This window comes from Agarivorans aestuarii (genome assembly GCF_019670125.1).
Lineage (GTDB): Bacteria > Pseudomonadota > Gammaproteobacteria > Enterobacterales > Celerinatantimonadaceae > Agarivorans > Agarivorans aestuarii.
Map to the genome: position 1 here is coordinate 4,099,320 of NZ_AP023033.1, position 23,719 is coordinate 4,123,038.

19 protein-coding genes are annotated in these 23,719 nt (G+C 44.6%); 7 read left to right on the forward strand and 12 right to left on the reverse strand.

Translation table 11 applies throughout. The features are described from left to right. Window positions 1–6: 6 nt before the first annotated feature. Window positions 7–1,194, forward strand: coding sequence for a murein hydrolase activator EnvC family protein (locus tag K5609_RS19010; protein ID WP_221074992.1), 1,188 nt, complete (start codon window positions 7–9; stop codon window positions 1,192–1,194). Continuing rightward, entirely contained in the window at window positions 1,182–1,970 is a 789-nt protein-coding gene (locus K5609_RS19015; protein ID WP_221074993.1) for a divergent polysaccharide deacetylase family protein, read from the forward strand. The genes K5609_RS19010 and K5609_RS19015 overlap by 13 nt, the downstream gene beginning before the upstream one ends. A gap of 64 nt (window positions 1,971–2,034) precedes the next feature. Here K5609_RS19015 and K5609_RS19020 read toward each other — a convergent pair whose 3' ends face one another. The 8 genes from K5609_RS19020 to K5609_RS19055 form a co-directional block, all read right to left on the reverse strand. Then, window positions 2,035–2,268 (reverse strand): YkgJ family cysteine cluster protein, encoded by a 234-nt coding sequence (locus K5609_RS19020; protein WP_221074994.1) that lies wholly within the window; start codon window positions 2,266–2,268, stop codon window positions 2,035–2,037. A 118-nt stretch (window positions 2,269–2,386) separates the two neighbouring features. Next, window positions 2,387–6,820, reverse strand: a complete 4,434-nt coding sequence (locus K5609_RS19025; RefSeq protein WP_221074995.1) for a pilus assembly protein — start codon at window positions 6,818–6,820, stop codon at window positions 2,387–2,389. A 282-nt stretch (window positions 6,821–7,102) separates the two neighbouring features. After that, complete coding sequence (locus K5609_RS19030; RefSeq protein ID WP_221074996.1) at window positions 7,103–11,545, reverse strand: pilus assembly protein; 4,443 nt, start codon at window positions 11,543–11,545, stop codon at window positions 7,103–7,105. Further along, a complete protein-coding gene (locus K5609_RS19035) occupies window positions 11,545–11,940 on the reverse strand; it encodes a type IV pilin protein (RefSeq protein ID WP_221074997.1) in 396 nt (131 codons plus the stop codon). Before K5609_RS19035 ends, K5609_RS19030 begins: the two co-directional genes overlap by 1 nt. 4 nt (window positions 11,941–11,944) lie before the next feature. Next, on the reverse strand, window positions 11,945–12,460 hold the full coding sequence (locus K5609_RS19040) for a pilus assembly PilX family protein (protein ID WP_221074998.1): 516 nt from the start codon (window positions 12,458–12,460) through the stop codon (window positions 11,945–11,947). Window positions 12,461–12,462: 2 nt separating this feature from the next. Beyond that, on the reverse strand, window positions 12,463–13,236 hold the full coding sequence (locus K5609_RS19045; RefSeq protein ID WP_221077314.1) for a PilW family protein: 774 nt from the start codon (window positions 13,234–13,236) through the stop codon (window positions 12,463–12,465). Further along, complete coding sequence (gene pilV / locus K5609_RS19050) at window positions 13,224–13,745, reverse strand: type IV pilus modification protein PilV (protein WP_221074999.1); 522 nt, start codon at window positions 13,743–13,745, stop codon at window positions 13,224–13,226. The genes K5609_RS19045 and pilV overlap by 13 nt, the downstream gene beginning before the upstream one ends. After that, window positions 13,714–14,265, reverse strand: coding sequence for a GspH/FimT family pseudopilin (locus K5609_RS19055; protein WP_221077315.1), 552 nt, complete (start codon window positions 14,263–14,265; stop codon window positions 13,714–13,716). Before K5609_RS19055 ends, pilV begins: the two co-directional genes overlap by 32 nt. A gap of 364 nt (window positions 14,266–14,629) precedes the next feature. Here K5609_RS19055 and K5609_RS19060 point away from each other — a divergent pair, with 364 nt between their 5' ends. Then, the gene (locus tag K5609_RS19060; RefSeq protein ID WP_221075000.1) at window positions 14,630–15,052 is read left to right on the forward strand and encodes a hypothetical protein; all 423 of its coding nucleotides are present in this window, start codon (window positions 14,630–14,632) and stop codon (window positions 15,050–15,052) included. Window positions 15,053–15,073: 21 nt separating this feature from the next. Continuing rightward, window positions 15,074–15,448, forward strand: coding sequence for an acetyl-CoA sensor PanZ family protein (locus tag K5609_RS19065; protein WP_221075001.1), 375 nt, complete (start codon window positions 15,074–15,076; stop codon window positions 15,446–15,448). A 50-nt stretch (window positions 15,449–15,498) separates the two neighbouring features. On the opposite strand, the gene glpX is transcribed toward K5609_RS19065, so the two are convergent. Together glpX and K5609_RS19075 are read right to left on the reverse strand one after the other, a co-directional pair. Then, window positions 15,499–16,506, reverse strand: coding sequence for a class II fructose-bisphosphatase (gene glpX / locus K5609_RS19070; RefSeq protein ID WP_016402260.1), 1,008 nt, complete (start codon window positions 16,504–16,506; stop codon window positions 15,499–15,501). A gap of 71 nt (window positions 16,507–16,577) precedes the next feature. Next, on the reverse strand, window positions 16,578–17,183 hold the full coding sequence (locus K5609_RS19075; RefSeq protein ID WP_246611899.1) for a DUF4202 domain-containing protein: 606 nt from the start codon (window positions 17,181–17,183) through the stop codon (window positions 16,578–16,580). Window positions 17,184–17,352: 169 nt separating this feature from the next. Between K5609_RS19075 and ald the strand changes: the two genes are divergently transcribed. Then, on the forward strand, window positions 17,353–18,468 hold the full coding sequence (gene ald / locus K5609_RS19080; RefSeq protein WP_221075002.1) for an alanine dehydrogenase: 1,116 nt from the start codon (window positions 17,353–17,355) through the stop codon (window positions 18,466–18,468). Window positions 18,469–18,532: 64 nt separating this feature from the next. Here the strand turns inward: ald and K5609_RS19085 are convergent, their stop codons facing one another. Together K5609_RS19085 and rpoH are read right to left on the reverse strand one after the other, a co-directional pair. Further along, the gene (locus K5609_RS19085; protein ID WP_221075003.1) at window positions 18,533–19,015 is read right to left on the reverse strand and encodes a DUF4357 domain-containing protein; all 483 of its coding nucleotides are present in this window, start codon (window positions 19,013–19,015) and stop codon (window positions 18,533–18,535) included. A gap of 98 nt (window positions 19,016–19,113) precedes the next feature. Next, the gene (gene rpoH, locus K5609_RS19090; RefSeq protein WP_221075004.1) at window positions 19,114–19,962 is read right to left on the reverse strand and encodes an RNA polymerase sigma factor RpoH; all 849 of its coding nucleotides are present in this window, start codon (window positions 19,960–19,962) and stop codon (window positions 19,114–19,116) included. Between the two features lie 345 nt (window positions 19,963–20,307). Here rpoH and cobA point away from each other — a divergent pair, with 345 nt between their 5' ends. Both cobA and nirB read left to right on the forward strand, forming a co-directional pair. Further along, on the forward strand, window positions 20,308–21,156 hold the full coding sequence (cobA, locus tag K5609_RS19095; RefSeq protein ID WP_246611900.1) for a uroporphyrinogen-III C-methyltransferase: 849 nt from the start codon (window positions 20,308–20,310) through the stop codon (window positions 21,154–21,156). Window positions 21,157–21,166: 10 nt separating this feature from the next. Beyond that, window positions 21,167–23,716: a nitrite reductase large subunit NirB gene (nirB, locus tag K5609_RS19100; RefSeq protein WP_221075006.1), complete on the forward strand. Its 2,550-nt coding sequence runs from the start codon at window positions 21,167–21,169 to the stop codon at window positions 23,714–23,716. Window positions 23,717–23,719: the final 3 nt, after the last annotated feature.

Consider the following 23,719-nt stretch of genomic DNA (forward strand, 5'->3'; position numbering starts at 1 on the left):
GGCTTGATGAAAGAGCCTATTTCAGCTTCGAAACAAGGCGCTAGTAAGCGCCTTATTCGCCAGTTTAACGCCAGCCTTATTGCTGGCGTTTTGCTATTGCTCTGCCCCCCACTACATGCCAATGAACAGCAACAGTTACTTGACGTTCAACAGCAACTCAAACAGCAGCAACAACAGCTTAAAAAGCGCAAGAGTGACATTAGTAAAGCGCAAGAGCAGCTAAGACAATATGAATTAGCACTGGCAGACTCTAGCCAACAACTACGCAAGCTCAACAATCAGCTCTCCCACTCCAAAATAGAACAACAGCAAATTCAGCAACAAGAAAAAGCCCTAGAAGAGAAGCTAGCTCAACAGCAGCAAGCACTTAAGGCACAAATCAACAGCGCTTATCGCTTAGGAAACAGCGATTACATGAAAATGCTGCTAAATCAGCAAAATGTCGCTGGTCTTGAGCGGATGTTAAGTTACTACCAGTACTTGGCCAAAGCCCGCAGCAAGGCCCTAGAAAGAGTAAATTTACAACAACTTGAATTAAGCAAAGTTCAAAGCCAACTTGCCGAGGTGCAAAAGCATCTAGAAGGCCTAGTCGCTCAGCAAAAACAAAAATTGGATCAACTGCAGTCTCAACAGAATCAGCGTAAACAGCAGCTGGCTAAACTCAATAAGCTACAAAACACTGAGCAAAGCCGCCTAGAGCAATTACAAATTAACGAGCAGCACTTACAGCAAGTGATTAGTGATCAAATAGAGCAACAACAGCAACTCGCCCTTAAGCAAAATTTAGATAAAACCCCTCTCACTGGCTTAGCCAAGGCTAAAGGTAAACTCCCTTGGCCACTCAAAGGCAAAGTGCTACACAGTTATAACAGTAAAAATCAGGGACAAACGCGCTGGCAAGGCATAGTGATTGATTCCCACCCCGGCACTAAAGTAAAAGCGGTAGCCTCTGGCAATGTAGTGTTTGCAGATTGGTTGCGTGGTTATGGCCTAGTAGTCGCCATCGACCATGGTGAGCAATACCTTAGCTTTTACGGCTACAACCAAAGCTTAAATGCAGAAATTGGCGAGCGAGTAAGCGCTGGCCAAACCGTAGCTTATGCCGGTAATACTGGCGGCCAAACAACCAACGCCTTGTTCTTTCAAATTCGCCATGAAGGGCAGACCCAAGACCCGCGTAAATGGTTAAAATAATTCTACTTTGCCTAAGTATGCTGGCAACTGGCTCAGCTCTGGCTGCCCAGCTAAGCATCATCATTGATGACGTAGGTAATAGTGCCCGTGATTTAGCATTGTTGAAGCTTGATCCAAGCATAACCTTGTCAGTACTGCCTTCTAGCCCCTACGCCAAAGAAATTGCCGAACAAGCTCAGCAACAGCAACGTGAAATTATGCTGCACCTGCCCATGCAGGGAAGTGGCACCATTGCTTTAGGGCCATATGGCTTACCGGATAATCTAGAAGAAGCAGCCTTTAAACAGCGGGTAGAAGCCGCCATTAATGACTTTCCCGAGGCTAGCGGTTTAAACAACCACATGGGCAGCCAACTCACCCAGCTACCCACAGAAATGCACTGGTTGATGCAAGTGCTGGCTAAACAAGAGTTGTTTTTTGTGGATAGTCGTACCCATTTGGCCAGCATTGCCCAGCAAACGGCCAGGGTATATCAGGTGCCCAATTTAAAGCGCCATGTATTTCTAGATCACCAAGATAATCCCGTGGCAATTGAACGCCAATGGCAAAAAGCCCTAAGCCTTGCTCGCAAATATGGTCATGCAGTGCTGATCGCCCACCCCAGACCACATTCGGTGAATTTACTTAATCAACTGAGTTTGCCTGAAGATGTACAACTGGTTGGGGTTGCCCAACGCCTAGCTTTATTAGCACCAGAGTTCGAGAGTGAACCTAGCATTCGTTTAGTGGGTTCAGAAGAGCCGATTGTGCAGCCTGTGCACAACAAACAGTTCTAGGCAGTTGCATTAAAGCAAGCAATACAAAGCAATCAACGCAATGCAAAAGCACCAAGCTATTAGATTAGGCGGTTTGCTTCTCTAAGTAGATAAGATTATCCATGGCTTGTTGCTGAGTAGTGCCACATAGCCATGCTGCTGCTTTAAAATCACTGCATACCTTGGGTCGCTCACCCTTACCAAAAATAGCGCATAAATTATCAGCATTTAAATGAATACAACGCTCACCTGCTGCTTTATTTAATGAGCTAATAGATGGCGCAATGCAACAGGCACCGCAGCCTAAACGACACTGCATAACAGGCTCTCCAAAAAAGGGCGGCTAGTGTAGCAAAATACTTCCGCTAAAATCGACGTTTATTTAAACAAAACAGCAGCCTTAATAGGCTGCTGTTTTCACTCTTAATTACGGCTAACTAGTGCAAGCGGCGTAAGCTTAATCGACCAGTTGGTGATGTGAAATCGTCAAAACACAGCATGCTACCGTTACTTAGGGTTATACAGTTTTTCTGATTAATCGAGCCATCATGCAAAGAGCCATCGCTGGGAAGATTGGGGTCAATAATCACTCCTGGAGAAGAAGGGATGCCATCTTCTACTTTTTGATGGGAGCTATCATTATTGATGGTGTCGTCGGGATCATTTGGATCGGTATTACCCGCAGTACCGGTATTCCAAGTTCTGCCAGAATGCAGGTTTAACTCCATATACCAACCACTGCCACCAGAAGCACAAGTATCGGTGTTTGGTAGCATCGTGGTAAAGCTAAGTTTATTGGCTAGCAGCAAGCCGTTACTTACCTGCCGTTCACCATAGTTATTGCTATTATTATTTTGAGTATTCACAAAGTCTAAATACCAGCCGCTATGGGTATTCCAATCAATCGGATTATTGCTTAACAAGCGATTGCTAGAGTCCTCTTCAATAATGGCTTGCCGCAGTAAGTTAGCATCATAGACATCTTGACCACTCACTCTAGAGCGTTGGCTATTAACTGCTTCGCCGTTTAAACGATCCCAAATAACGTAGATGCTTTGAGTATCTTGGTCCTCGGCGTCATTATCATCTACTTCTATATATTTACCCGTACCAAAAGCCACTAACACACCCTGTGTTAAACCTTGTGGATGAGCACCAACCGAAGGTTTGGTGCTAATTGGCTGGGCTTGATATTGCAAGCTAGAACCCACTAGACCTTTGCTAGGGCTAGTGGCAGAGAACAATGGCGGCTTAGCTCCAGCACTTTGAGTAGTCGCTAGATCCCAGTTGCTGGCTCGAGTATCGGATACATCAAATGCCCACATGTTTCCGTAAAGATCACCCGCATAAATACGATCGGCTACGCCGTTACCCGTTAAGTCGACTACGGCGGGAGATGCCAGTGCATTTGGTCGAGCTTGTCCAGTTGGGTCCTCAGTACTGCCCACACTAGTACTTAGAGCGGCAATTAAACTGCCGTCTTTTAGATCAGCGATAAATAACGTGGCCTGGTCATCGGCTGCGTTATAGCCATTTGAAAAAATCACCCCGGTTGTACCGTTGGCCAACTTAGCAATAGTAGGTTGTTCGCGGCTATAACCTAGGCCTTCAAAACCTTTTGTTGTGTTATCAATTTCCCACTTAATATTGTTTTTAGACGGCCAGTTCATATTACTTACATCAAGCGCATATAAACCCTTTACACCTGTGCCGAGGGTGCCAACCACCGTGGTTTTTTCTGAATCATCGGTATAGCCAGTAATAGCCCCATCTACAAAATACTTATGGGTGTAGGTACTACGCGTTAGGCTGTTTAAGTGCTGATAAATCTGGCTTGGAATATAAGCCATTAGCTCCTTACCCGTTTTAGCATCAACAACATGCACCATGCCATCGTTTGCCCCAAACACCAGCACTGGTTTATTCACTTTATGGCCGGTAGCCAAGTCAACATAGTAAGGAATTGAGTTTATTACATCACCTAATGCAGTAGCGCGTTTACGCATAGAAAACTGCAAGTCACTCTGCTCGTACTCACGCTCACCTCGCAAGTAGTTAACCACCGCTTGAAGATAATCTAATTTAAGCGAATCGGAGCCGCTTTGCCCCGCGAGTAAAGCTGAGATTTGCGAAGGACTAAAGCTAGTTGCCGAGGCCTGTAAACTAGTTGGTGCGATAAATTCAAACACTTCACCAGACTCGTTGTTTCGAGAAAATATAATGCGCTGCTGCTGAGGAATGGCATCTAACTCTTTGGCAACACTCCATGTTTCGTTTGAGCTAAAACCTCCGCCACTGGCCGCTTTAAAAGCCTTTACGTCACCGCTCCAGTATTCACCATCAAATGACGATTGATACAAAAATGAGCTACTGCTTAAAAAATTGTTATTAAACACCGGAGGGCTAGCCGACTGGCTGCCACTGGCTATTTTCTCTAGGGCTTTGCCAATTTGCGCGCCCAGTTGCCCAGCGTTAGTTACTGGGAAGTAATTATCTGGCTGACCACGCTCTTCTTCGTCCCATTCGCCGTCATCAGGTATGCCGTTGTTATTGGTATCGGTAAAGCCGCCCCACTTTGCCGCATACCAAAGCGGCGAAGCCAATAAGGTCGCAGCCTCAGAGCTTGAGCTAGGAAAGAAATTCCGCTTACGAATTAGCGGTAAATCCGAAGAGTTATTATTGGTTTCTCGCGAGTTATTAGGAAACGCCGCGTCACTTTGTAGGGGAGTATCTAAATAATAGTTGCGCTTACTGCCGCCCCGATCTTTAACATCTAGATAAATACCGTCTTTGTCGGTGCCAGAAATAACATAACCGGCATGCTGGTCAATACTGCCTGCTGCATAAATGGAATCGAGAGTGAGTTGAACACCTAAACGCTTAGCACAGGTAGCCTCGTTATCATAGGCGTTGTTACAAAGCTGCTTAACCTCATAGTGGTACTTCACGATCATATCCATCTCGTGATCGGCGCCTTGCTCCACATCTTCGAAGTTAATCCTAAAGGTGCCTTTTGTGGGAGAGAACTCTTCTACATAGTAATCCACAATGGCGTTAGTTGGCTGAAAGTCACCTTTAGTGGTGCTAATACAACTACCACTAGCACAGCCGCCTACTGACTTAGCAAACGGAACAATGATGATAGTTTCTCCATCAACTTCAACTTCAACCTCAGGCAGTGGAGACGACACCGCTACCACCGTGGTTTGAATGTTTTGCTTACCCGGCTTATTGGGGAAGATATCGGTTTTGTGACCATAATGCGCCACTGCAGCTACCGCATAACTGCCCTCTTTTGTTGGCTCTTGAGGAGAGAGGCCTCGAATCTCCGATAAAGTATTTACTGTTTTTGCAGTGGGTGCGCTAGTGGTACCGGTTGTATCGCTAACCGATTCACCGATGAAATAATCACCACCAATATTTTCGTATTTTGAAATATTATCTAACAAGTTTTTAAGGTGAAATCCGTCAAGTATCGACCCTCGATAAGAACCTGCGTAACTTGGGTGTGCATTGGGAATTTCGTCAGAATCATAAGACGGGCTAATATCGCTAATCACCAAATTATAGGGTGCTGCGCAATACTCTCGATTAGCAAAAGGATCGTCCCACTTAGCAAAGGGCAAACCTAGTTGGCCATCTATGGTGCCGCTACCACTGGAATAAGAACTACTCGCAAAACCTTCCCCATGAAAATAGCGTAAGCTTTCATAGAGCATTTCACCGATTGGGTTGCCCCATGAGCTACACTCGCCGTTTCGGATTGCTCGGTCAGTAATCCAACCACAGCCATATTCATAACTGCCGTATTTAAAGCCGTGAATACGCAACTTATTGATGGTACTAACAATGCCATTAACGCTGGTTTTAAACTGCCCGGTATTGCTGATTAACTCATCGCCAAAATGAGACACAGCTTTGCGCAAAACCCCGCCCGATAAGTTTTTGTCGTAGCTACCAGTTATTAAGCCAAATTCAATACTGCCGTCTTCTCCGTAGTCATGTAGCAAACCAGTGGGCTTGTATTGCTTGTTTGGATACTCTTTACAATTGGCTTCCAACTTACCTTGTACACACACTTCTACCCTTATCTCGTAGGACTCACTATATGAGCCTGCGAGCACTGGCCGCTCGGTAGTTGCCCATTCCCAAATTTCCTTATTTTGATTCTTTTTGATGCGAAGCTCTGGCGCGCCACCATCCGACCAAGACGCGGTGCCAAAGAAGTGTTTACGGTTGCTATTGGGTTGAGACAAGGGCGTGTAGTTGTCGATGCGATAGCCGTTAACGGATTCGGAAGTATAGCTTTTCCCCCAAGAGTGCGCATCCTGAGGGATAAATACCCGTTCTAATACCGTAGTGCCTTCGCTATCAACTGTTCGATAACCGCCATATAAAACCGTACGCAACACGTCCATACGCGACATGGTTAAATAATTGAGAAAGTCACCACTCCACTCACCGGAGCCGGTACAGGCTTTAGTTTTAGTTTGCGCCTCAAGGCCAGGAGAAAAACGTTTCAGCGAAACATTGTAGGTATAACAGCGCTCACTATTGAAATAACCCGCGTAGTCTACAACCAAGGGGTTGTAGTTAATATCTAGGTCGTTATTGCCACTTAAGTCGGTAGCATCGTTATAAGCTTCATAGTAAAGAGTATGGTCCCTTCCCATAACCAGCATCACCATCGGTGATGGAGAAGTTGCTACATATAAAGGGCTATCTGCCAAATTGAGATTTGCTGCGTTTAGCGCAAGCGGAACCGCGCTTAACAGCAAGCCCATAGCCAAATTGGCGATAGATGAACTAACAGACTTTAGCGTGAGCAAGCAGCATCGCACTTGCTTAGTTAGTGTGGTGAGAGTACTCAAAATTTTGCTTCCAACAACTTAGGCTGTTGCTATTCCAAGGAGATTTGAAACAACAATTGGCAACCATAGAAAACCTGTTGAAATTTTAATCTTTAAACAGTTAAGTTTTAGTGAAGCTCTAGACACTTTAAATTAGTAATATGTTTAAAAAACATATATTTAAATAAAAATATCAGCTAAAAATATATAAGCTATATAGAAAACATAAAGACCAATACAAAGCTCAAAAACAAAAAGGGAGTTGCAAACAACTCCCTTTATCAATAACCCAGCTTTTCAGCCTTAATGCAAAGTACGTAAGCTCAAGCGCCCGGTTGGTGATTCATAATCATCAAAACAAAAAACCGCCCCGGTACTTAAGGTCACACAGTTTTTCACGATAATTTCACCATCAGTTGTACCGCTATCTGGCGGCACAATAATAGTTGTCGGAGGTGAAGGGATCCCGTTCACTTTTTGATGAGAAGAATCATTATTGATGGTATCTGAGGTATCGGCAGGGTCGGTATTCCCATCAGTACCGTGATTCCAAGTAATTCCAGAGTGAAGGTTTAACTCCATATACCAACCACTGCCACCAGAGGCACATATATCTTCGTTTGGTAGAAGAGTGGTTAAGCTCAACTTATTAAACAGCAACAAAGTATTAGTAACTTGTCGCTCACCATAGTTATTAGTATTGCTACCCTCAGTATTGACTAAGTCAAGATACCAACCATCATGCACCCCCCAGTCAATCACATATTCCGTTAGCAAGCGGTTGTCCGCATCCTCTTCAATAATGGATTGGCGTAATAGATTGGTATACACCTCTTCACCACTAGCTGTAGTTCTAGAACTTGTTAAGTAGGAGCTATTTAACTTATCCCAAACAACGTAAACAGACTGCGTCGCTTCGCCCAAAATACTGTTGTCTGAGTTTTCAATATACTTACCGGTACCAAATGCAACGAGAACACCTTGAGATAATCCATAGGGGTGTGCGCCAACAGAAGGACGAGTGGTAATTGGCTGAGCGGTATGTGTTAGTCCATTTAACTTAGAAGGGCTGACTGCACTAAATAGCGGCTTGTCATCAGCGGTTGCTAAATCCCAGTTGCTAGAACTGCCATCGGACACGTCAAATACCCACATGTTGCCAAATAAATCACCAGCATAAATACGATCAACAACGCCATCGCCATTCAAGTCGACTGCAGCCGGACTGGCTAAGGCATTTGGTCGTGATTCACCTGTTGGGTCTTCTGCACTTCCTACACCCGTTTTTAGCGCTTTAATTAAGCTGCCATCTTCTAAGTCTGCAATAAATAGCTGCCCTTCTTCATCACTCGAATTATAGCCATTAGCGAAGATCACGCCGACTTTGCCATTAGCGAGCTTAGCGATAGTTGGCTCATCCCGTGTATAACCAATTCCCGAAAATCCAGTGGTATCGGTATCAATTTCCCATAACACTTTATTTTTATTCACACTGGTCATGTCGCTAACGTCCAGTGCATATAAACCTTTAAATCCAGTACCTAAAGTGCCAACTACTGTTGTTGTAGTGTCGCCACCACTCTCTTCGCTATAACCAGCAATTCCGCCGTCTACAAAGTATTTATGAGTATAAGTACTTTTCGTTAGGGCATTTAAGCCTTGATATATTTGGCTTGGCACATAAGCCATAATCTCTTCGCCGTTTGACACATCTGCGATGTGAACCATGCCATCATTTGCCCCATACACTAACACTGGCTTTTCTACTGCATGGTCATTAACCAAATCGACGTAATAAGGTGTTGAATTAATCACATCCCCTAAGGCTGATGCCCTTGTGCGCATACTGTAGGTTAGGTCAGCCTCTTCATAAGTTCGCTCACCTCGTAGGTAGTTAATCACAGCGGTTAAGTAAGCCAACTTAACCGCATCGCTGCCTGTTTGGCCATCCAACAAGGCATTAATTTGCGATAAACTCAGTGAGTTAGTAGCGCCATTTAGCGAATTTGGAACCACAAAATCAACAATTCGATTGCTTTCATTGTTGCGGGTATAAATAACCCTTGAGCTTGGCGTGACCGCATCTAACTCTTCAGCTGCGCTCCAAGTTGGAGTAGAGCTAAAACCACCGCCAGCTGCAGCAAAAGACTTAACATCACCGCTCCAATACTCACCATCAAAAGTTGTTTGGTATAAGAACGCGCTGGCGTTCAAGAAAGTATTGTTAAATACAGGTGGCGTGGCAGACTGGCTGCCACTAGCAATCTTTTCTAAAGCCTTGCCTATTTGCGCTGCTAGCTCACCCGCATTAGTTACTGGGAAATAATTGTCTGGCTCACCGCTTACTTCCTCATCCCATTCACCAGCATCAGGGAATCCACTATTATTGGTATCCGTAAACCCGCCCCATTTAGCCGCATACCATAGCGGTGATGGCAACAAATTAGCTGAAGCGCTATTTGGAAAGAAGTTCCTTTTTCTTAACAAAGGAAGATCGGTAGTATTTGAAGCCGTTTTCCTTGAGTTATTAGGAAATGCACTTTCAGTTTGATTAGGTGTATCTAGGTAATAGCTTACGTTACCACCACCTTGGTCTTTTACGTCTAAATAGATTCCATCATGATCGGTACCTGAAATAACGTATCCCGCATGTTGGTGAATACTACCTGCCGCATAAACTGAATCTAGCGAAAGTTGAACACCAAGAGATTTTTCACATATGTTTTCGTCATCATAGGCATTAGGGCAAAGGTTTTTTACCTCGTAAGTATATTGCACGATCATATCCATATCATGATCAGCGCCTTGCTCTACATCTTCAAAGTTAATACGGAAGATACCCTTAGTACTGGAAAACTCTTCAACATAGTAATCCACAATAGTATTAGTAGGTTGAAACTCCCCCTCAGTGGAATCAATAGTTCCACCACCAGCACCACCGCCAACCGACTTAGCAAAAGGCACTATTTTTATGGTTTCTGTACCGACCTTCACCTCAACCTCTGGCAGCGGAGAAGATATAGCAACCACAGTTGTTTGAATATTCTGTTTACCTGATTTATTCGGAAACAGGTCGGTTTTATGCCCGTAATATGCAGCTGCAGCTACAGAGTAACTCCCTTCCTTCGTAGGCTCAGCTGGGGATAAACCTCGCATCTCGGAGAGTGTAGTTGCGGCTTTAGCTGTAGGAGCACTTTTCGAGCTAGTGGTTCCAGCATTATCCGTAACCGTTTCACCAATAAAGTAGTTCCCAGAAATACTCTCTTTAGTAGAGATTGTATCGAGCAAAGACTTTAGGTTAAATGCTGCTAAAGTTGCCCCTGTGGTGCCTGTGTAGGTTTTCGCAAAGTCAGTGTGAGCACCTGGTAGTTCGTCTGAATCATAAGAAGGGTTAATATCGCTAATCACTAAGTTATAGGGCGCAGCGCAATATTCACGGGTATCAAAGGGTTTATCCCAAGTTGCAAAGGGTAAACCTAAACTGCCATCAATAGTGCCACTGCCAGCGGAATAGGTACTGCTGGCACTGCCTTCGCCATGAAAATAACGCAGGCTTTCGAATAGCATTTCACCAATTGGGTTACCCCAAGAAGAACATTCTCCACTTTCTATTGGGCCGTCAACTACCCAACCACAGTCATAAGCCTTATCGCCGTAATCGAACCCGTAGATTTTTAGTTTATTAATAGTGCTAACGATGCCCTGAACACTACTATCAAACACACCACTGGCATCCAGTACTTCTTCACCAAAATCCCCTACGGCTTTACGCAGTGCACCACCGGACAAATTTTTATCATAGCTACCAGTAATTAAACCAAACTCAATGCTGCCATTGTCACCATATTCATGCAGCAGGCCTGTTGGCTTGTAGTTACCATCAGAATACTCTTTACAATTATCTTCTAATTTACCTTCTACACAAACTTCTACTCTCACATCAAACACATTATTAATCGTTCTATTATCACTGCTTAATACTGGTCTCTCAGTACTCGCCCACTCCCAAATATTACCTGTCGGTTCTTTAGGGTTATTTGAGCTTGGCGCAACACTCTGTCGAACCTTCAATTTAGGTGTACCACCATTACTAAAGGAGGCAGTTCCAAAAAAATGCTTAGTGCCATCTGTAGGTGCAGTAAAGGGTGTGTAAGCCCTAATATCATAATTATCCACGTCTACAGAAGTGTACATTTTCCCCCAGCTGTGAGCATCTTGTGGAATAAAAACGCGCTCTAACACGGTTTGCCCTGCGCTGCTACCACTAGCTGCCGCATCTATATAGCGATAACCTCCATATAAAACCTTACGTAAAACGTCCATGCGAGACATTGTAAGATAATTTAAAAAATCACCACTCCAAGGGCCTGCCCCCGATTGAGCACATGTTTTGTAGTCATTGGTATCAGAATCTGATTGAGCAATACCTGAGTTGATAACCACCTGTTTAGGTACAAACTTACCAGATTCATACGCATAACAGCGGTTACTATCAAAGTAGCCCGCGTAATTGATTTTGTTTGGCTTATAGCGAATATCTAGCTCACCATCACCATCCAAGTCTGAAGCATCGTTATAAGCTTCATAATAAAGCGTATGGTCACGTCCCATAACTAACATAACCATCGGAGACGGAGTCGTTGCCACATAAAGCGGGGCATCAGCTAGATCTAATTCGCCAGCTTGAGAAAAACTGACGGAGGCTAAAGCTGCCGAGCAACAAACTGATTTGATAAGACTATTCATTACCAACAATCCCCACTAGCTGAGCTTGTGTGACCCGTATGGGTGATAGATAAAGTTTGACAACTGTCTCCAGTTTGAGAGCCTTTAGGCGTTGCGCTAAGTGTATAGCTGGAAGCCCCGACATTGCTGGCTGTAAGTGTATAAATTTCGTTGAATTCGGTACTAGGAGTGTAGATAGTCAAGCTAGTTCCAGTAGCAGCACTCGCATAGCTAAGGTGCATTGCGTAATAACTTTCCATTTGCTGAGCAGCTTCTACTAAAGTGCGCTTAGCTTCTTCTCTTTTAGTGCTTTGCACATGGCTCAAATAACTGGGGTAGGCAATGCCCGCAAGAATGGCTACGATGGCAACAGTTATCATCACCTCTAGCAGTGTAAATCCTTTTACTTGTTTCACTACATTACTCCATAAATGCTACATAAGATTGTAGATAAGTTACCGCACCACCTTCGCCTTCCGCTTTCGAAGTAATACGTAAAAAGCGACGTTTAGGTACTTGTACTCCTAATACTAAACCGGAATCAACACCACCATCTTCAATAATGTAACGAGGCGAACCAGCTAATAAATTTCCGCCAGCATCAGTCACTACTGTCACTTTATTGGCCGTGCTCCAATTACTGCTATCTTGCCACCAAGTATCACTAGCAAAAGCAGGAGTCACCAGATTATTAGGCGTGTCTGGATTTAGTAAAGCATCGGTATGATAGGCCTGCTGGCGAACTACAAACTCAGCTTCGTTCACTCCGGAAGTTGCACGAGAAAAGCTCATAGAGTGGTCTTGGTGTACCGCAGAGCTTTTACGGCCACTAGTCACTTGCTGGGCAATCGCGATACCAATAATCGCAATAATCACCACCATAACCAGAGACATGATTAACGCCATACCTTGCTGCTTATTTATCGTTGAAGGCATAGTTAGGTCCCCATGTTTAGTAATAACACTGTTTCACTTACCGCTTGGCGAATGCTTTTGTCATTCACTGACACGGTCTTATCTAAGACCTTGTAACTTTGAGTATTAGTCAAGCTACCCATCGACACTTCCTGAGCAACTAACAAGCCTACTTTTACTCGGTTTATTTGATTCCAATCAGCAACGTCGTTTGCGGTGAAGTACTTGAAATCAGAGTCATCGATACTTCCATAAAGCACCTGCAAGTTATCAATGCTTTCATCAAATACCGTGTCGCCAGCAGCATCTCGGCAGACCAATTGATCGCTCGTTGAGATGAAGAAGACTAAAGTAGTGACGGTATCCGCTGCCAACTCAGAACCATCACAGGTGTACATGCTGGCATTAGGAGCCGCTGCACCATAGAAACGAAAGGCAATAACATCGGTTGCGGCCTTTGCGCCGACAAAGGTGGTTTGATCGTTTAAACCTTGCACCATTTGCGCTTCATCCCAGGTAAAACCAAAGCTATCTGCCGTTGAAACTAGCGGCAATAAGGTATTTTGATAGAGTTGGTTGTAATCTCGAAAGCCTGCTTGTTGCAAATAAAGACGCAAGGTTTGAATACTCATCCGATTTTTACTCACCAATAAATGGCTCGCTCGAGTGGCTTCATAGCTTTTTTGATCGCCGATTAAGGCAGCGTATAAACCACCTACCACAACGAGTGACAAAACCAAGGCGATCATTAACTCAACTAAGCCAAAACCGCCTTGTTTGTGCATTACCTTACCCATACCGCAACCTCACTACATTGGTGACCCGCGCCGCTGGTATCTGCAGTGCAGTCTGCAGCCCCAGCACCCGATAAGTTGGCATCCCAGGTCATTTTTACGGTAACCAGATTGCTGGCATGTTGAATTGAAAAACGTAACTGAGGGATATAGGTAGAATGGCTAACAAACCAGTCTTTTAATTCAAACGCGGCAAACTCTGCGCGTGTGCAGGTCTCAGTGGCATCATTACAGTCTTTGGTACTTGTTGGCGCAGCACCATCTGCAAGGTTATCTACATTAAACTCATTGTTTACGGTTGCGTCTGGCATAGCACTAAAACGCTGCACAATATCCAACATGGCAATGTTAGCCGTTTGGGCAAAGCGAGCTTGGTGAGCGGTGTTCACCGACTGGATCTGTAAAGCGGCGTGCCCCAATAAACCAATAGCAACAATAACCACGGCTATCAGCAATTCAATTAAGGTAAAGCCTTGCTGTTTAGTTGCAGTAAGTTGTTGATGGCGAAGCATATTCAACCCTCCCCATGCGTGTAACGCTGATACGCTGGTCATCATAATCGTTGGAAGGTGCACAAACAGTTAACTCACCAGCAGTGGCGTGGCCTGTAGGGAAAAAGCGCACCAAGGAACTAGTGCCTCCAGAAGAACTATATTTCAGTTCTCCAGATTGAGGCTTAGGGTGGGCAGCAATAATTTGAGAGGCAGGATTGCTACTATCTAAAATACCATCTCGATTAGTATCAAGATAAACCAACCACCCCTTATTCGCGCCCCAAGCAGCTTCGCAACTGGTGCCATTAGTTGTGGGACAAACGTATGTAGAAAGGTTGCTTCGAATCGCTTCTTGTTGGGCCACCATTAAGCTATTGGCTAACAGATCTCGGGTAACCTTTTGCTTGTTGTCTTGCATCAAGCCTTGCATCGAGGGCACAGCTATCACCAGTACTATCACCAGAATCGCTACGGCGATCATCAGTTCAAGCAGGGTAAAGCCTTTGGCTACATAGCCTTGTTTGGAAATACCAAGCATTGCTTATCATCCATAACAGCAATAATCACAGCAAATAATGTAAAGCGAACCAGTCACTCCACAGGTAAAAAATTGATGAGACTATATAGTAAAAAAATCAGTATATTAGCGAGCCATTCTGGCAAACATACCTTGTATACACAATAAGCAGAGCAGTAATAGTTGACAGATATCATATTTCCTACTACCGCTTATGTAACGTGTAGTTGACAGCAAATTATATGACAATCAAATACTTAACTGTTCACAGCAAGGCTGTGCTCAAGAGCCCTTAAGAATATCTGATTTAGACAACTGAAAAAATGTTGGTTTGCGAAGACAAAATGTGTAATCTAAATCCACCAACAATCACGCAACTTTCTTTATGAAACCTCAGTCAGTGCCTAGCTACGTTGATGATAAATACGTAAATAATGTTGTTAACGAATGTGTCAGTTTCATAAAAGGGAGTGCGCCGTGGTGGGTGCAACAATCCTGTTTAGATTGCCGAGAATCAAAGCAGCTATTACATTTATTTTTGGTCGCTTTTAGTACTTGGCGAAAACGCCGAGCGCAGCCTAATCATAAGCGAAATATCGAACCCAATAATCTGTTCGATCTTGGTCCCCTCATTTACGATTTAAGCTACACCCTTAACCAATTAGCTAACCAAGACAAAGATTACCTTAGTGAAGAGTTGAAAAGTGCCATTAAACTTATTCACCAAGATGCTCAGCATTTCTTAAAAAGCTGGCACAGCCTCGATATAGAACAAATTACTGATACACCACTCTCACAAGTTTCTTAATTTATACAGTTAAAAGGTTTTATGCGTTTATCTTTTCAAGCTATTGAAAACTGGCAACAGTACGCTAGTGATTTATCCAAAATATCCTGTAACCTTGGGCCTTCGCAGTGGCAAGAGTGGCAGAAATCAGCTCAGCTCTACAGCTGTATTTTTAATCAGCGTGTGGTTGCATATTGTGTTGTAAGTAGTAATAAGCAGCAGCTAATCGTGCAGCGCTTTCAAGTGCGAGATATTACTCAGCGCCGCGGCATAGGTTTGTTTATGTTCCAGCAGCTTCTGCAGTTAGCTGCCCAAACAGATCTAAGCCAACTCACTTTTCCGCACAGCAACGACCCAGGCGTACTGGGCTTTTATCAGCATCTTGGCTTAAACAACCAGTTCACCTTTCAGCTATAAAAAAACCAGAGCCATGGCTCTGGTTTTTAGTTAATCCACTCAAACACTTACTATAAAATAATCGACTTCAAATCGTCGTTTTTACGATCTAAATAATGGGTTGATTGGATTTTACGAATAGTACGCGTTTTACCACGAACCAACAGCGTTTCTGTGGTGGCAATATTACCCTGTCGGTTAATACCTTCCAGTAAATCACCTTTGGTAATACCGGTTGCCGAGAAGATAACGTTGTCGTTTTTGGCTAAGTCATTCAACTGCAATACGCTGTTTACTTGAATATCTTCGGCTTCACAGCGACGAATCTCTTCTTCGCCAATTGCGCGATTCTCTGGGGTATCTTCTTTTACTTGGTGACGTGGAATTAAACGGCCTTGCATATCACCACCTAAAGCACGAATCACCGCCGCAGAAATCACACCTTCTGGCGCGCCACCCACACAGTACATCATGTCAACTTCGCTAAGTGGCATACACGATAAAATCGATGCAGCTACATCCCCATCAGGAATCGCAAAGACTCGAACACCTAGCTTTTGCATCTCAGCAATCACTTGGTCATGACGAGGCTTAGCCAAGGTAATCACTGTCATATCGCTCAGCTCTTTGCCCAAGACCGACGCAACCATTTTAATGTTGTGCTCAAGTGGTTGGTTTAAATCTATGCAACCTTTGGCTTCCGGTCCAACTACCAACTTTTCCATGTACATATCTGGTGCACGTAAGAATGCGCCTTTTTCGCCTACAGCAAGCACGGCAACAGCATTGTTTTGACCCATTGCGGTCATGCGGGTGCCTTCAATAGGATCTACCGCAATATCTACACCTTCGCCACCGGTACCAACATGCTCGCCAATGTAAAGCATCGGTGCATCATCAATCTCGCCTTCGCCAATAACCACTTCGCCATCAATGTCGATGTCATTGAGCATGATACGCATGGCTTCAACAGCTGCGTTATCAGCAATATTTTTATCCCCACGCCCCAACCACTTGTAACCAGCTAAAGCTGCGGCTTCGGTCACGCGGGAAAAACGAAATGCCAGATCTCTTCTCATCAGATACGCCTAATCAACTAAAAATCGTGACGAATACTAGCACAAGATTATGTTTTATTCAGCTTGAAAAGCTAAGCTAAGGCCTGCTTTACCAAGCTTAGAGCTTCGTCAGACAAATCTAGTGCAAGTGCTGCTTGCTGGCCTTCTTCAGACATTTTTGCCCAGGTTTTTTGCACAATGCTAATCACCTTCTCTTGAGCATGTTTATTAGCAAATTCAACAAAGTAGTACTTTAAGAACACTAAACAAATAACATCTTCAAGGGCTTGAGTAAGCGGATTTCGTTTTAGCTTTTCTTTGCGTAATAAACTGGCAGTAGCATCGATGAGGGTTTCATCTAAATTGTGCTTACGCATTATTTCTGCGCACAACTCAGCATGCTTTTTACCTAAATCGCTGCGCCATTTTAAGTAACCGGCTCTGCCTTCTGGGTAATCACTACGTAACGATAACCAGCGGCCAATATGCTGAGCACGAGCGGCAATTTGCAGCTCTGCAGGAGGCGCTAACATAAAATCATGTAAGCAATTAGACATGCGCTTACCGTACAAAAATTCTTTGGCATGCTCGGTTCCTAACTCATCTATCTCCTTATTTGGGTCATTTAAGTTAAATTGATCGATATCGTTTAGTACCTGATTCAGAATATTTTGCTGCATGATTTGCGGTTTTCCCATAACTTTGTTTTATCCTTTAACAAGGGCACAACATATCCTACCGAAAAGCCAAAAACAACACAGACGGTTACACCAAAAAACAATTGCATTATCAGCGCATTTAACTATATGTTAATAATTAGAGCGGCATATATGACCAACACATATATAAATAAAGGAGTTAATCGCTATGCTGATTGGTGTACCTAAGGAAATAAAAAATCACGAATATCGTGTGGGAATGACACCCGCCAGTGTGAATGAGTTAATTCAACATGGCCATCAAGTCATTGTTGAAACTCAGGCTGGCGCAGGTATTGGCTTCTCTGATGCTGATTACCAAGCGGTTGGCGCGAATATATCTAGTAGCGCAGCGGAAGTATTTTCCGCAGCCGAAATGATAGTCAAGGTTAAAGAACCGCAGGCGGTCGAGCGCGCCATGCTGCGTGAAGACCAATTGCTATTTACTTACCTACACCTCGCCCCCGACCCAGAACAAACTCACGACCTAATAAAATCGGGCGCAGTTTGTGTGGCTTATGAGACAGTAACCAGCCCACGTGGCGGCCTTCCTTTACTAGCTCCGATGTCTGAGGTTGCGGGTCGTATGGCGATTCAGGCAGGCGCCCTCGCCTTAGAAAAATCTAAAGGCGGTCGCGGGGTATTGCTTGGCGGCGTACCAGGGGTAGAACCAGCCAAAGTTACCGTAATTGGCGGTGGCATGGTGGGACGTAACGCGGCACAAATGGCGGTAGGCATGGGTGCAGATGTCACCATACTCGATCGCAGCATTGATGTACTTCGCAGTGTTGATGCTGAATACCATGGCCAGCTTAAAACGGTTTACTCAACGACCAGCAGTATTGAGCAGCATGTATTAGAGGCTGATTTGGTAATTGGTGGGGTATTGTTGCCAGGCGCTGCTGCGCCCAAGCTTATCACTAAGGATTTGGTTAAACGCATGAAGGCTGGCAGCGCTATTGTTGATGTTGCCATCGACCAAGGTGGTTGTGCCGAGACCTCAAAGGCTACTACCCATCAAGATCCTATCTACATTGTTGATGAAGTGGTGCATTACTGCGTTGCTAACATGCCGGGTGGCGTGGCAAGAACCTCTACCATGGCGCTTAATAACGCTACCTTGCCTTACATCATCACCCTAGCTAACAAAGGATATAAACAAGCACTGCTAGATGATGAACACTTGCGCAATGGCTTAAACGTAATGCATGGCAAACTAACTTGCGCCGAAGTGGGCGAAGCCCTTGGCATTGATACGGTCGAGCCTTTAGAGCTGCTGGCCTAAGTCCCATGTAAAAAACAAAAGAGCGCTTAGGCGCTCTTTTTTCTATTTGCTTAGGTCACAAACCTTAACGCTTTTTGCCATACCCGCGGTCTTTAAGGCTGCGTCCCCATTTATCTAGCCACGCATCTAAACCACTACGGGCATTGCCAGCGATTAAGCAAGCGGCGGAGCTGGGGCTAGAAAATTGATAATCGCGCATAAACTCGTAACCTTCACCTTGACGACACAACACGGTATCTTCAAGTAGCTGATCGCGAAGAGCTAATACCGCAGGACGTAGTGACTCAGCGCCACCACCATTGGCGGTTGAACCTTTTACTACCATAAAGCCAGGTTTGTTTTTAGCGCCAGTTGGGTAACCATGCGCAACTGCTTGCTTAACGCTGAAGGAATACTCCGCAGATATAGTGTGCTGGCTGCTCTCAACCACTAACTCACGTAAAGACAATAACTGCTGATACAGCTCTATGGGTAAAATTGCTGCGGTTTTGCGGCCATCACCATCAATAACAAAATTAACTTTAGAAAGTTCGAATGGACCGTCCATGTCAGACCAAGTTTTAGAAAGTTTGTGCAAATTTAACACAGGAAAGCGGCAGATTTGAATATAAAAAAACCTCGCTAGGCGAGGTTTTTAATAAGTTTTTATTCCATAGCTGCTTTGAGCTTCTTCATGGCATTTTTTTCTAGTTGCCTAATTCGCTCTGCAGAAACTTGGTACTGGTCAGCTAATTCTTGCAAGGTTGCCTTGTCTTCATCTAACCAACGACGTTGCACAATATGAGCATTACGATCGTCTAAGGTATTTAAAGCAGCACGTAAACGATTAGAAGCTGCCACTTCCCAGTTTTCTTTTTCAACAAACTGAGCCACATCCGAAGACTTGTCTTCCAAGTATTGGATAGGCGCAAAGCTACCTTCGCGTTCATCGTCGTCGGCGGCTAAATCAAAGGCTTGGTCTTGGGCACTCATACGAGATTCCATTTCCAATACGTCTTTAGTAGTTACCCCAAGATTCTCAGCCACCATATTTACTTCGTCATTACTAAACCAGCCTAAACGCTTTTTAGATTTACGAAGATTAAAGAACAACTTACGTTGCGCTTTAGTAGTAGCAATTTTAACCATGCGCCAATTACGCAATACGTATTCATGAATCTCCGCTTTAATCCAATGCACAGCGAAAGATACCAAACGAACACCCACTTTAGGGTCAAAACGTTTTACGGCTTTCATTAAGCCTACGTTGCCCTCTTGAATTAAATCGGCTTGAGGCAAGCCATAACCTGCATAATTTTTAGCTACATGCACTACAAAACGTAGGTGCGACATAACTAATTCGCGAGCTGCTGTTAAATCACCCTCGTCAAATAAACGAGTAGCAAGCTCTTTCTCACGCTCAGGCGTAAGCATATCAGCGCGATTAACTGATTGAATGTAGGCTTCAATGCTCCCTTGCGGGACTAGCGCCATAGATGCATTTACTTGATCCATTTCAACCTCTAAATATTACTCGGTCAACGAGTCTACCATAGCCAATTAGCAAGATCTAACCCCCTACATAGCAGGCTGCGCGGCTTTGCGCAGTCTCACTTGTTTCCAGATATATGACGCATTAAATCAGAGATAGTTCACATTTTTAAGCACTTTCTAGGTGCGCAATTTTACCAAATAGGTGCAAGTTATCCCTTAAGGAGTATAGACAGTTGAAGCTCAACAAAAATTTCAAAAACCTCTAACTCGTTGATAAAAAATGATTTTAATCAAGTTTTAGTGTTTTTTTTGCTACTGGCACCATGATTGCGTCATAGCTGGCATAAGTAATTGCGAGACAGTGATATGAGCATACAAAGAATTAGCCAACATCCTAAAACGAGTCAAAAGCAGCCTATTGAAACAGGCATGGTTGACTTAGTGGGTGCTGGCCCTGGCGATCCAGAGCTGCTCACCTTAAAGGCCCTACGCAGCATAGAACAAGCAGACCTAGTGTTATATGACCGCCTAGTAAGCGAAGAAATCTTAGCGCTTATTCCTAGCAACACTAAAGCTATTTACGTAGGTAAAGCCAAAGCCAATCACTGCATCCCGCAAGAACAACTTAACCTCTATATGGTAGACAAAGCTAAACAAGGTTTACGCATTTGTCGCCTTAAAGGTGGAGACCCATTTGTATTTGGTCGCGGCAGTGAAGAACTCTGTGTATTACATGAACATGACGTTTCAGCTCGGGTTATTCCTGGTATTACTGCTGCATCTGGCTGTACTAGCTACGCGGGTATTCCGCTTACTCACCGTGGCTTAGCCACTGGATGTAGCTTTATTACTGGCCACAAACAAGATGGCAAATTAGATATCGATTGGGCCCAATTGGCGCAACTCGACCACACCTTAGTGTTTTACATGGGGCTGAGCAGCTTGCCTGAAATCAGCCAACAGCTACAACGTTTTGGAAAGAGTGCAAAGACACCAGCCGCATTAATAGAAAAAGGCTGCCAAAGCGATCAACGCGTTGTTACCGGCCAATTAGACCAGTTACCTACGCTCGCCAGTGAACACCAATTGCAATCCCCTACATTAATTGTAATCGGTGAAGTGGTATCACTGCGCGAGCAACTCAACTGGCTAAGTAAGTTAGACGCGAACCAGAACCAATTTGAATTAGAAAATAGCGCCGCTCTAAGCGCATAGGAGAGAGTACATGGAACGTATCATCGTTGTTGGTAACGGCATGGTTGGTCACCACTTCATTGACCAATTGATACAGCAAGACAAGTTAGGCCAAGTTCAGGTAACCACTTTTAGTGAAGAGTCGCGCTTAGCATACGACCGCGTGCAATTATCAAGTTACTTCTCGGGTAAAACCGCAGACGACTTAATGATGACCTCTCCTGAATACTATGACGAACATGGCGTTCAATACTTTGTAAACGACAAAGTTGTTGAAGTATTGCCTGAAGAAAAGATTGTAGTTACCGCTAGTGGCCGTCGCGAAAGCTACGACAAACTGGTGCTAGCTACCGGTTCTTACCCATTTGTTCCGCCAATTCCTCGTCCAGACGATCAAGCGGCACAAGAAAATATCTTGGTATACCGCACCATTGAAGATTTAGAAGCCATGACTAAGTCAGGCGAAAACTCAAAAGTAGGTGTAGTTGTAGGTGGTGGTTTACTTGGCTTAGAAGCCGCTAAAGCACTTAAAGACCTTGGTATGGAAACTCACGTTGTAGAATTTGCACCTCGCCTAATGGCAGTGCAAGTGTGTGACGGTGGCGGCGCAATTCTTCGCACTAAAATTGAAGAACTTGGCGTACAAGTTCATACCGAGAAAAATACCAAAGAAATTGTGGCAGGTGAAAACACTCGCTACCGCATGAACTTTGCGGACGGCAGCAGTTTAGATACCGACATGATTTTGTTCTCTGCAGGTATTCGCCCTCAAGATCAGTTAGCACGCGAAACCGGCCTAGAGCTTGGTCCTCGCGGCGGTATAGTGATTAACAATCAATGTCAAACATCTAACCCAGACATTTACGCGATTGGTGAATGTGCCTTATGGGAAGGCAAAATTTTTGGCCTAGTAGCCCCTGGTTACAGCATGGCAAAAGTAACGGTCGACCATATCGCCGGTGAGCAAGCAAAAGAATTTGCCGGTGCCGACATGAGCACCAAGCTTAAGTTGATGGGTGTAGACGTAGCCAGTATTGGTGACGCGCACGCTAACACCGAAGGCGCTTTAAGTTACAGCTTGAGCGACGAAGCCCGTCAAGTGTACAAAAAAGTTGTTACCAACGCCGCTGGCGACCGTTTGTTAGGCGCAGTATTGGTAGGTGATGCCGACGATTACGGCAACTGGTTACAATTGTTCTTAAACGACATGCCACTGCCAGTAGCACCAGAATACTTACTGGTACCTTCATCAGAAGAAGGTGCAGCTTCGGCGATGGGTGTTGATTCACTGCCAGACAGCGCACAAATTTGTTCATGTTTCGACGTAACCAAAGGGCAAATTTGCCAAGCAGTACGCGACGGCGCAACCAGCATGGCTGATATTAAAGCCACTACAGGTGCCGCAACCGGTTGTGGCGGTTGTAGCGCATTAGCCGTTCAAGTGATGAACGCAGAACTAGAAAACCTAGGCGTTGAAGTTAGCAACGACATTTGTGAGCACTTTGCTTACTCACGTGCCGAGCTAGCCGACATTGTACGCGTTAAGAAAATCAAAACCTTTGAGCAGTTGCTTAAAGAGTACGGAACTGGACACGGCTGTGAAATTTGTAAACCAGCAGTGGGTTCAATTTTAGCTACCTTCTGGAACGACTACGTTCTTACCGATGACCATATTGCCCTACAAGATACCAACGACATCTTCCTAGGCAACATGCAAAAAGACGGCACCTACTCGGTAGTACCTCGAGTAGCTGGCGGTGAAATTACTCCAGACAAGTTAATTGCCATTGGTGAAGTCGCCAAAGAGTTCGACCTATACACCAAAATTACCGGTGGCCAGCGAGTTGATTTATTTGGTGCGCAACTGCACGAACTGCCGAAGATTTGGGGCAAATTAATTGATGCTGGATTTGAAACGGGCCACGCCTACGGTAAAGCATTACGTACCGTTAAGTCTTGTGTTGGTTCAACCTGGTGCCGTTACGGCGTGCAAGACAGTGTTGGCATGGCGATCCTGCTAGAAAACCGTTACAAGGGCCTACGCGCCCCACACAAAATTAAGTTTGGTGTGTCAGGGTGTACTCGTGAGTGCGCTGAGGCACAGAGCAAGGATATTGGTGTTATTGCAACTGAGGGCGGTTGGGGTCTGTATGTTTGTGGTAATGGTGGTATGCGCCCTCGACACGCCGACTTATTCGCTACCGATTTAGACGACGTAACCCTAATGCGCTACATCGACCGCGTATTGATGTTCTACGTACGTACTGCCGACCGCTTACAGCGTACCTCGGTATGGTTAGAAAACCTTGAAGGCGGCCTAGATTACCTAAAAGAAGTGGTTATCGACGACAAACTCAACATTTGTGAAGAACTCGAAGCAAACATGAATCACGTAGTAGAAAGCTACCAGTGTGAGTGGAAATCTACGATTAATGACGAGAAGAAACTGCAGCGCTTCAGCCAGTTTATCAACGCCGACGAGCCAGACAACAACCTGCAATATGTTCGTGAGCGTGGCCAACGTCGCCCAGCTACCGAAGAAGAACGTATTCAAACCATCGAAATTGTAGAAGCACCATAACAA

What these genes read in the sequence shown, in the direction of transcription:
- K5609_RS19010 (WP_221074992.1), top strand. Translation starts at nt 7, where the DNA reads ATGAAAGAGCCTATTTCAGCTTCGAAACAAGGCGCTAGTAAGCGCCTT.
- K5609_RS19015 (WP_221074993.1), top strand. Translation starts at nt 1,182, where the DNA reads ATGGTTAAAATAATTCTACTTTGCCTAAGTATGCTGGCAACTGGCTCA.
- K5609_RS19020 (WP_221074994.1), bottom strand. Translation starts at nt 2,268, where the DNA reads ATGCAGTGTCGTTTAGGCTGCGGTGCCTGTTGCATTGCGCCATCTATT.
- K5609_RS19030 (WP_221074996.1), bottom strand. Translation starts at nt 11,545, where the DNA reads ATGAATAGTCTTATCAAATCAGTTTGTTGCTCGGCAGCTTTAGCCTCC.
- K5609_RS19040 (WP_221074998.1), bottom strand. Translation starts at nt 12,460, where the DNA reads ATGCCTTCAACGATAAATAAGCAGCAAGGTATGGCGTTAATCATGTCT.
- K5609_RS19045 (WP_221077314.1), bottom strand. Translation starts at nt 13,236, where the DNA reads ATGGGTAAGGTAATGCACAAACAAGGCGGTTTTGGCTTAGTTGAGTTA.
- pilV (WP_221074999.1), bottom strand. Translation starts at nt 13,745, where the DNA reads ATGCTTCGCCATCAACAACTTACTGCAACTAAACAGCAAGGCTTTACC.
- K5609_RS19055 (WP_221077315.1), bottom strand. Translation starts at nt 14,265, where the DNA reads ATGCTTGGTATTTCCAAACAAGGCTATGTAGCCAAAGGCTTTACCCTG.
- K5609_RS19060 (WP_221075000.1), top strand. Translation starts at nt 14,630, where the DNA reads ATGAAACCTCAGTCAGTGCCTAGCTACGTTGATGATAAATACGTAAAT.
- K5609_RS19065 (WP_221075001.1), top strand. Translation starts at nt 15,074, where the DNA reads ATGCGTTTATCTTTTCAAGCTATTGAAAACTGGCAACAGTACGCTAGT.
- glpX (WP_016402260.1), bottom strand. Translation starts at nt 16,506, where the DNA reads ATGAGAAGAGATCTGGCATTTCGTTTTTCCCGCGTGACCGAAGCCGCA.
- K5609_RS19075 (WP_246611899.1), bottom strand. Translation starts at nt 17,183, where the DNA reads ATGGGAAAACCGCAAATCATGCAGCAAAATATTCTGAATCAGGTACTA.
- ald (WP_221075002.1), top strand. Translation starts at nt 17,353, where the DNA reads ATGCTGATTGGTGTACCTAAGGAAATAAAAAATCACGAATATCGTGTG.
- K5609_RS19085 (WP_221075003.1), bottom strand. Translation starts at nt 19,015, where the DNA reads ATGGACGGTCCATTCGAACTTTCTAAAGTTAATTTTGTTATTGATGGT.
- rpoH (WP_221075004.1), bottom strand. Translation starts at nt 19,962, where the DNA reads ATGGATCAAGTAAATGCATCTATGGCGCTAGTCCCGCAAGGGAGCATT.
- cobA (WP_246611900.1), top strand. Translation starts at nt 20,308, where the DNA reads ATGAGCATACAAAGAATTAGCCAACATCCTAAAACGAGTCAAAAGCAG.
- nirB (WP_221075006.1), top strand. Translation starts at nt 21,167, where the DNA reads ATGGAACGTATCATCGTTGTTGGTAACGGCATGGTTGGTCACCACTTC.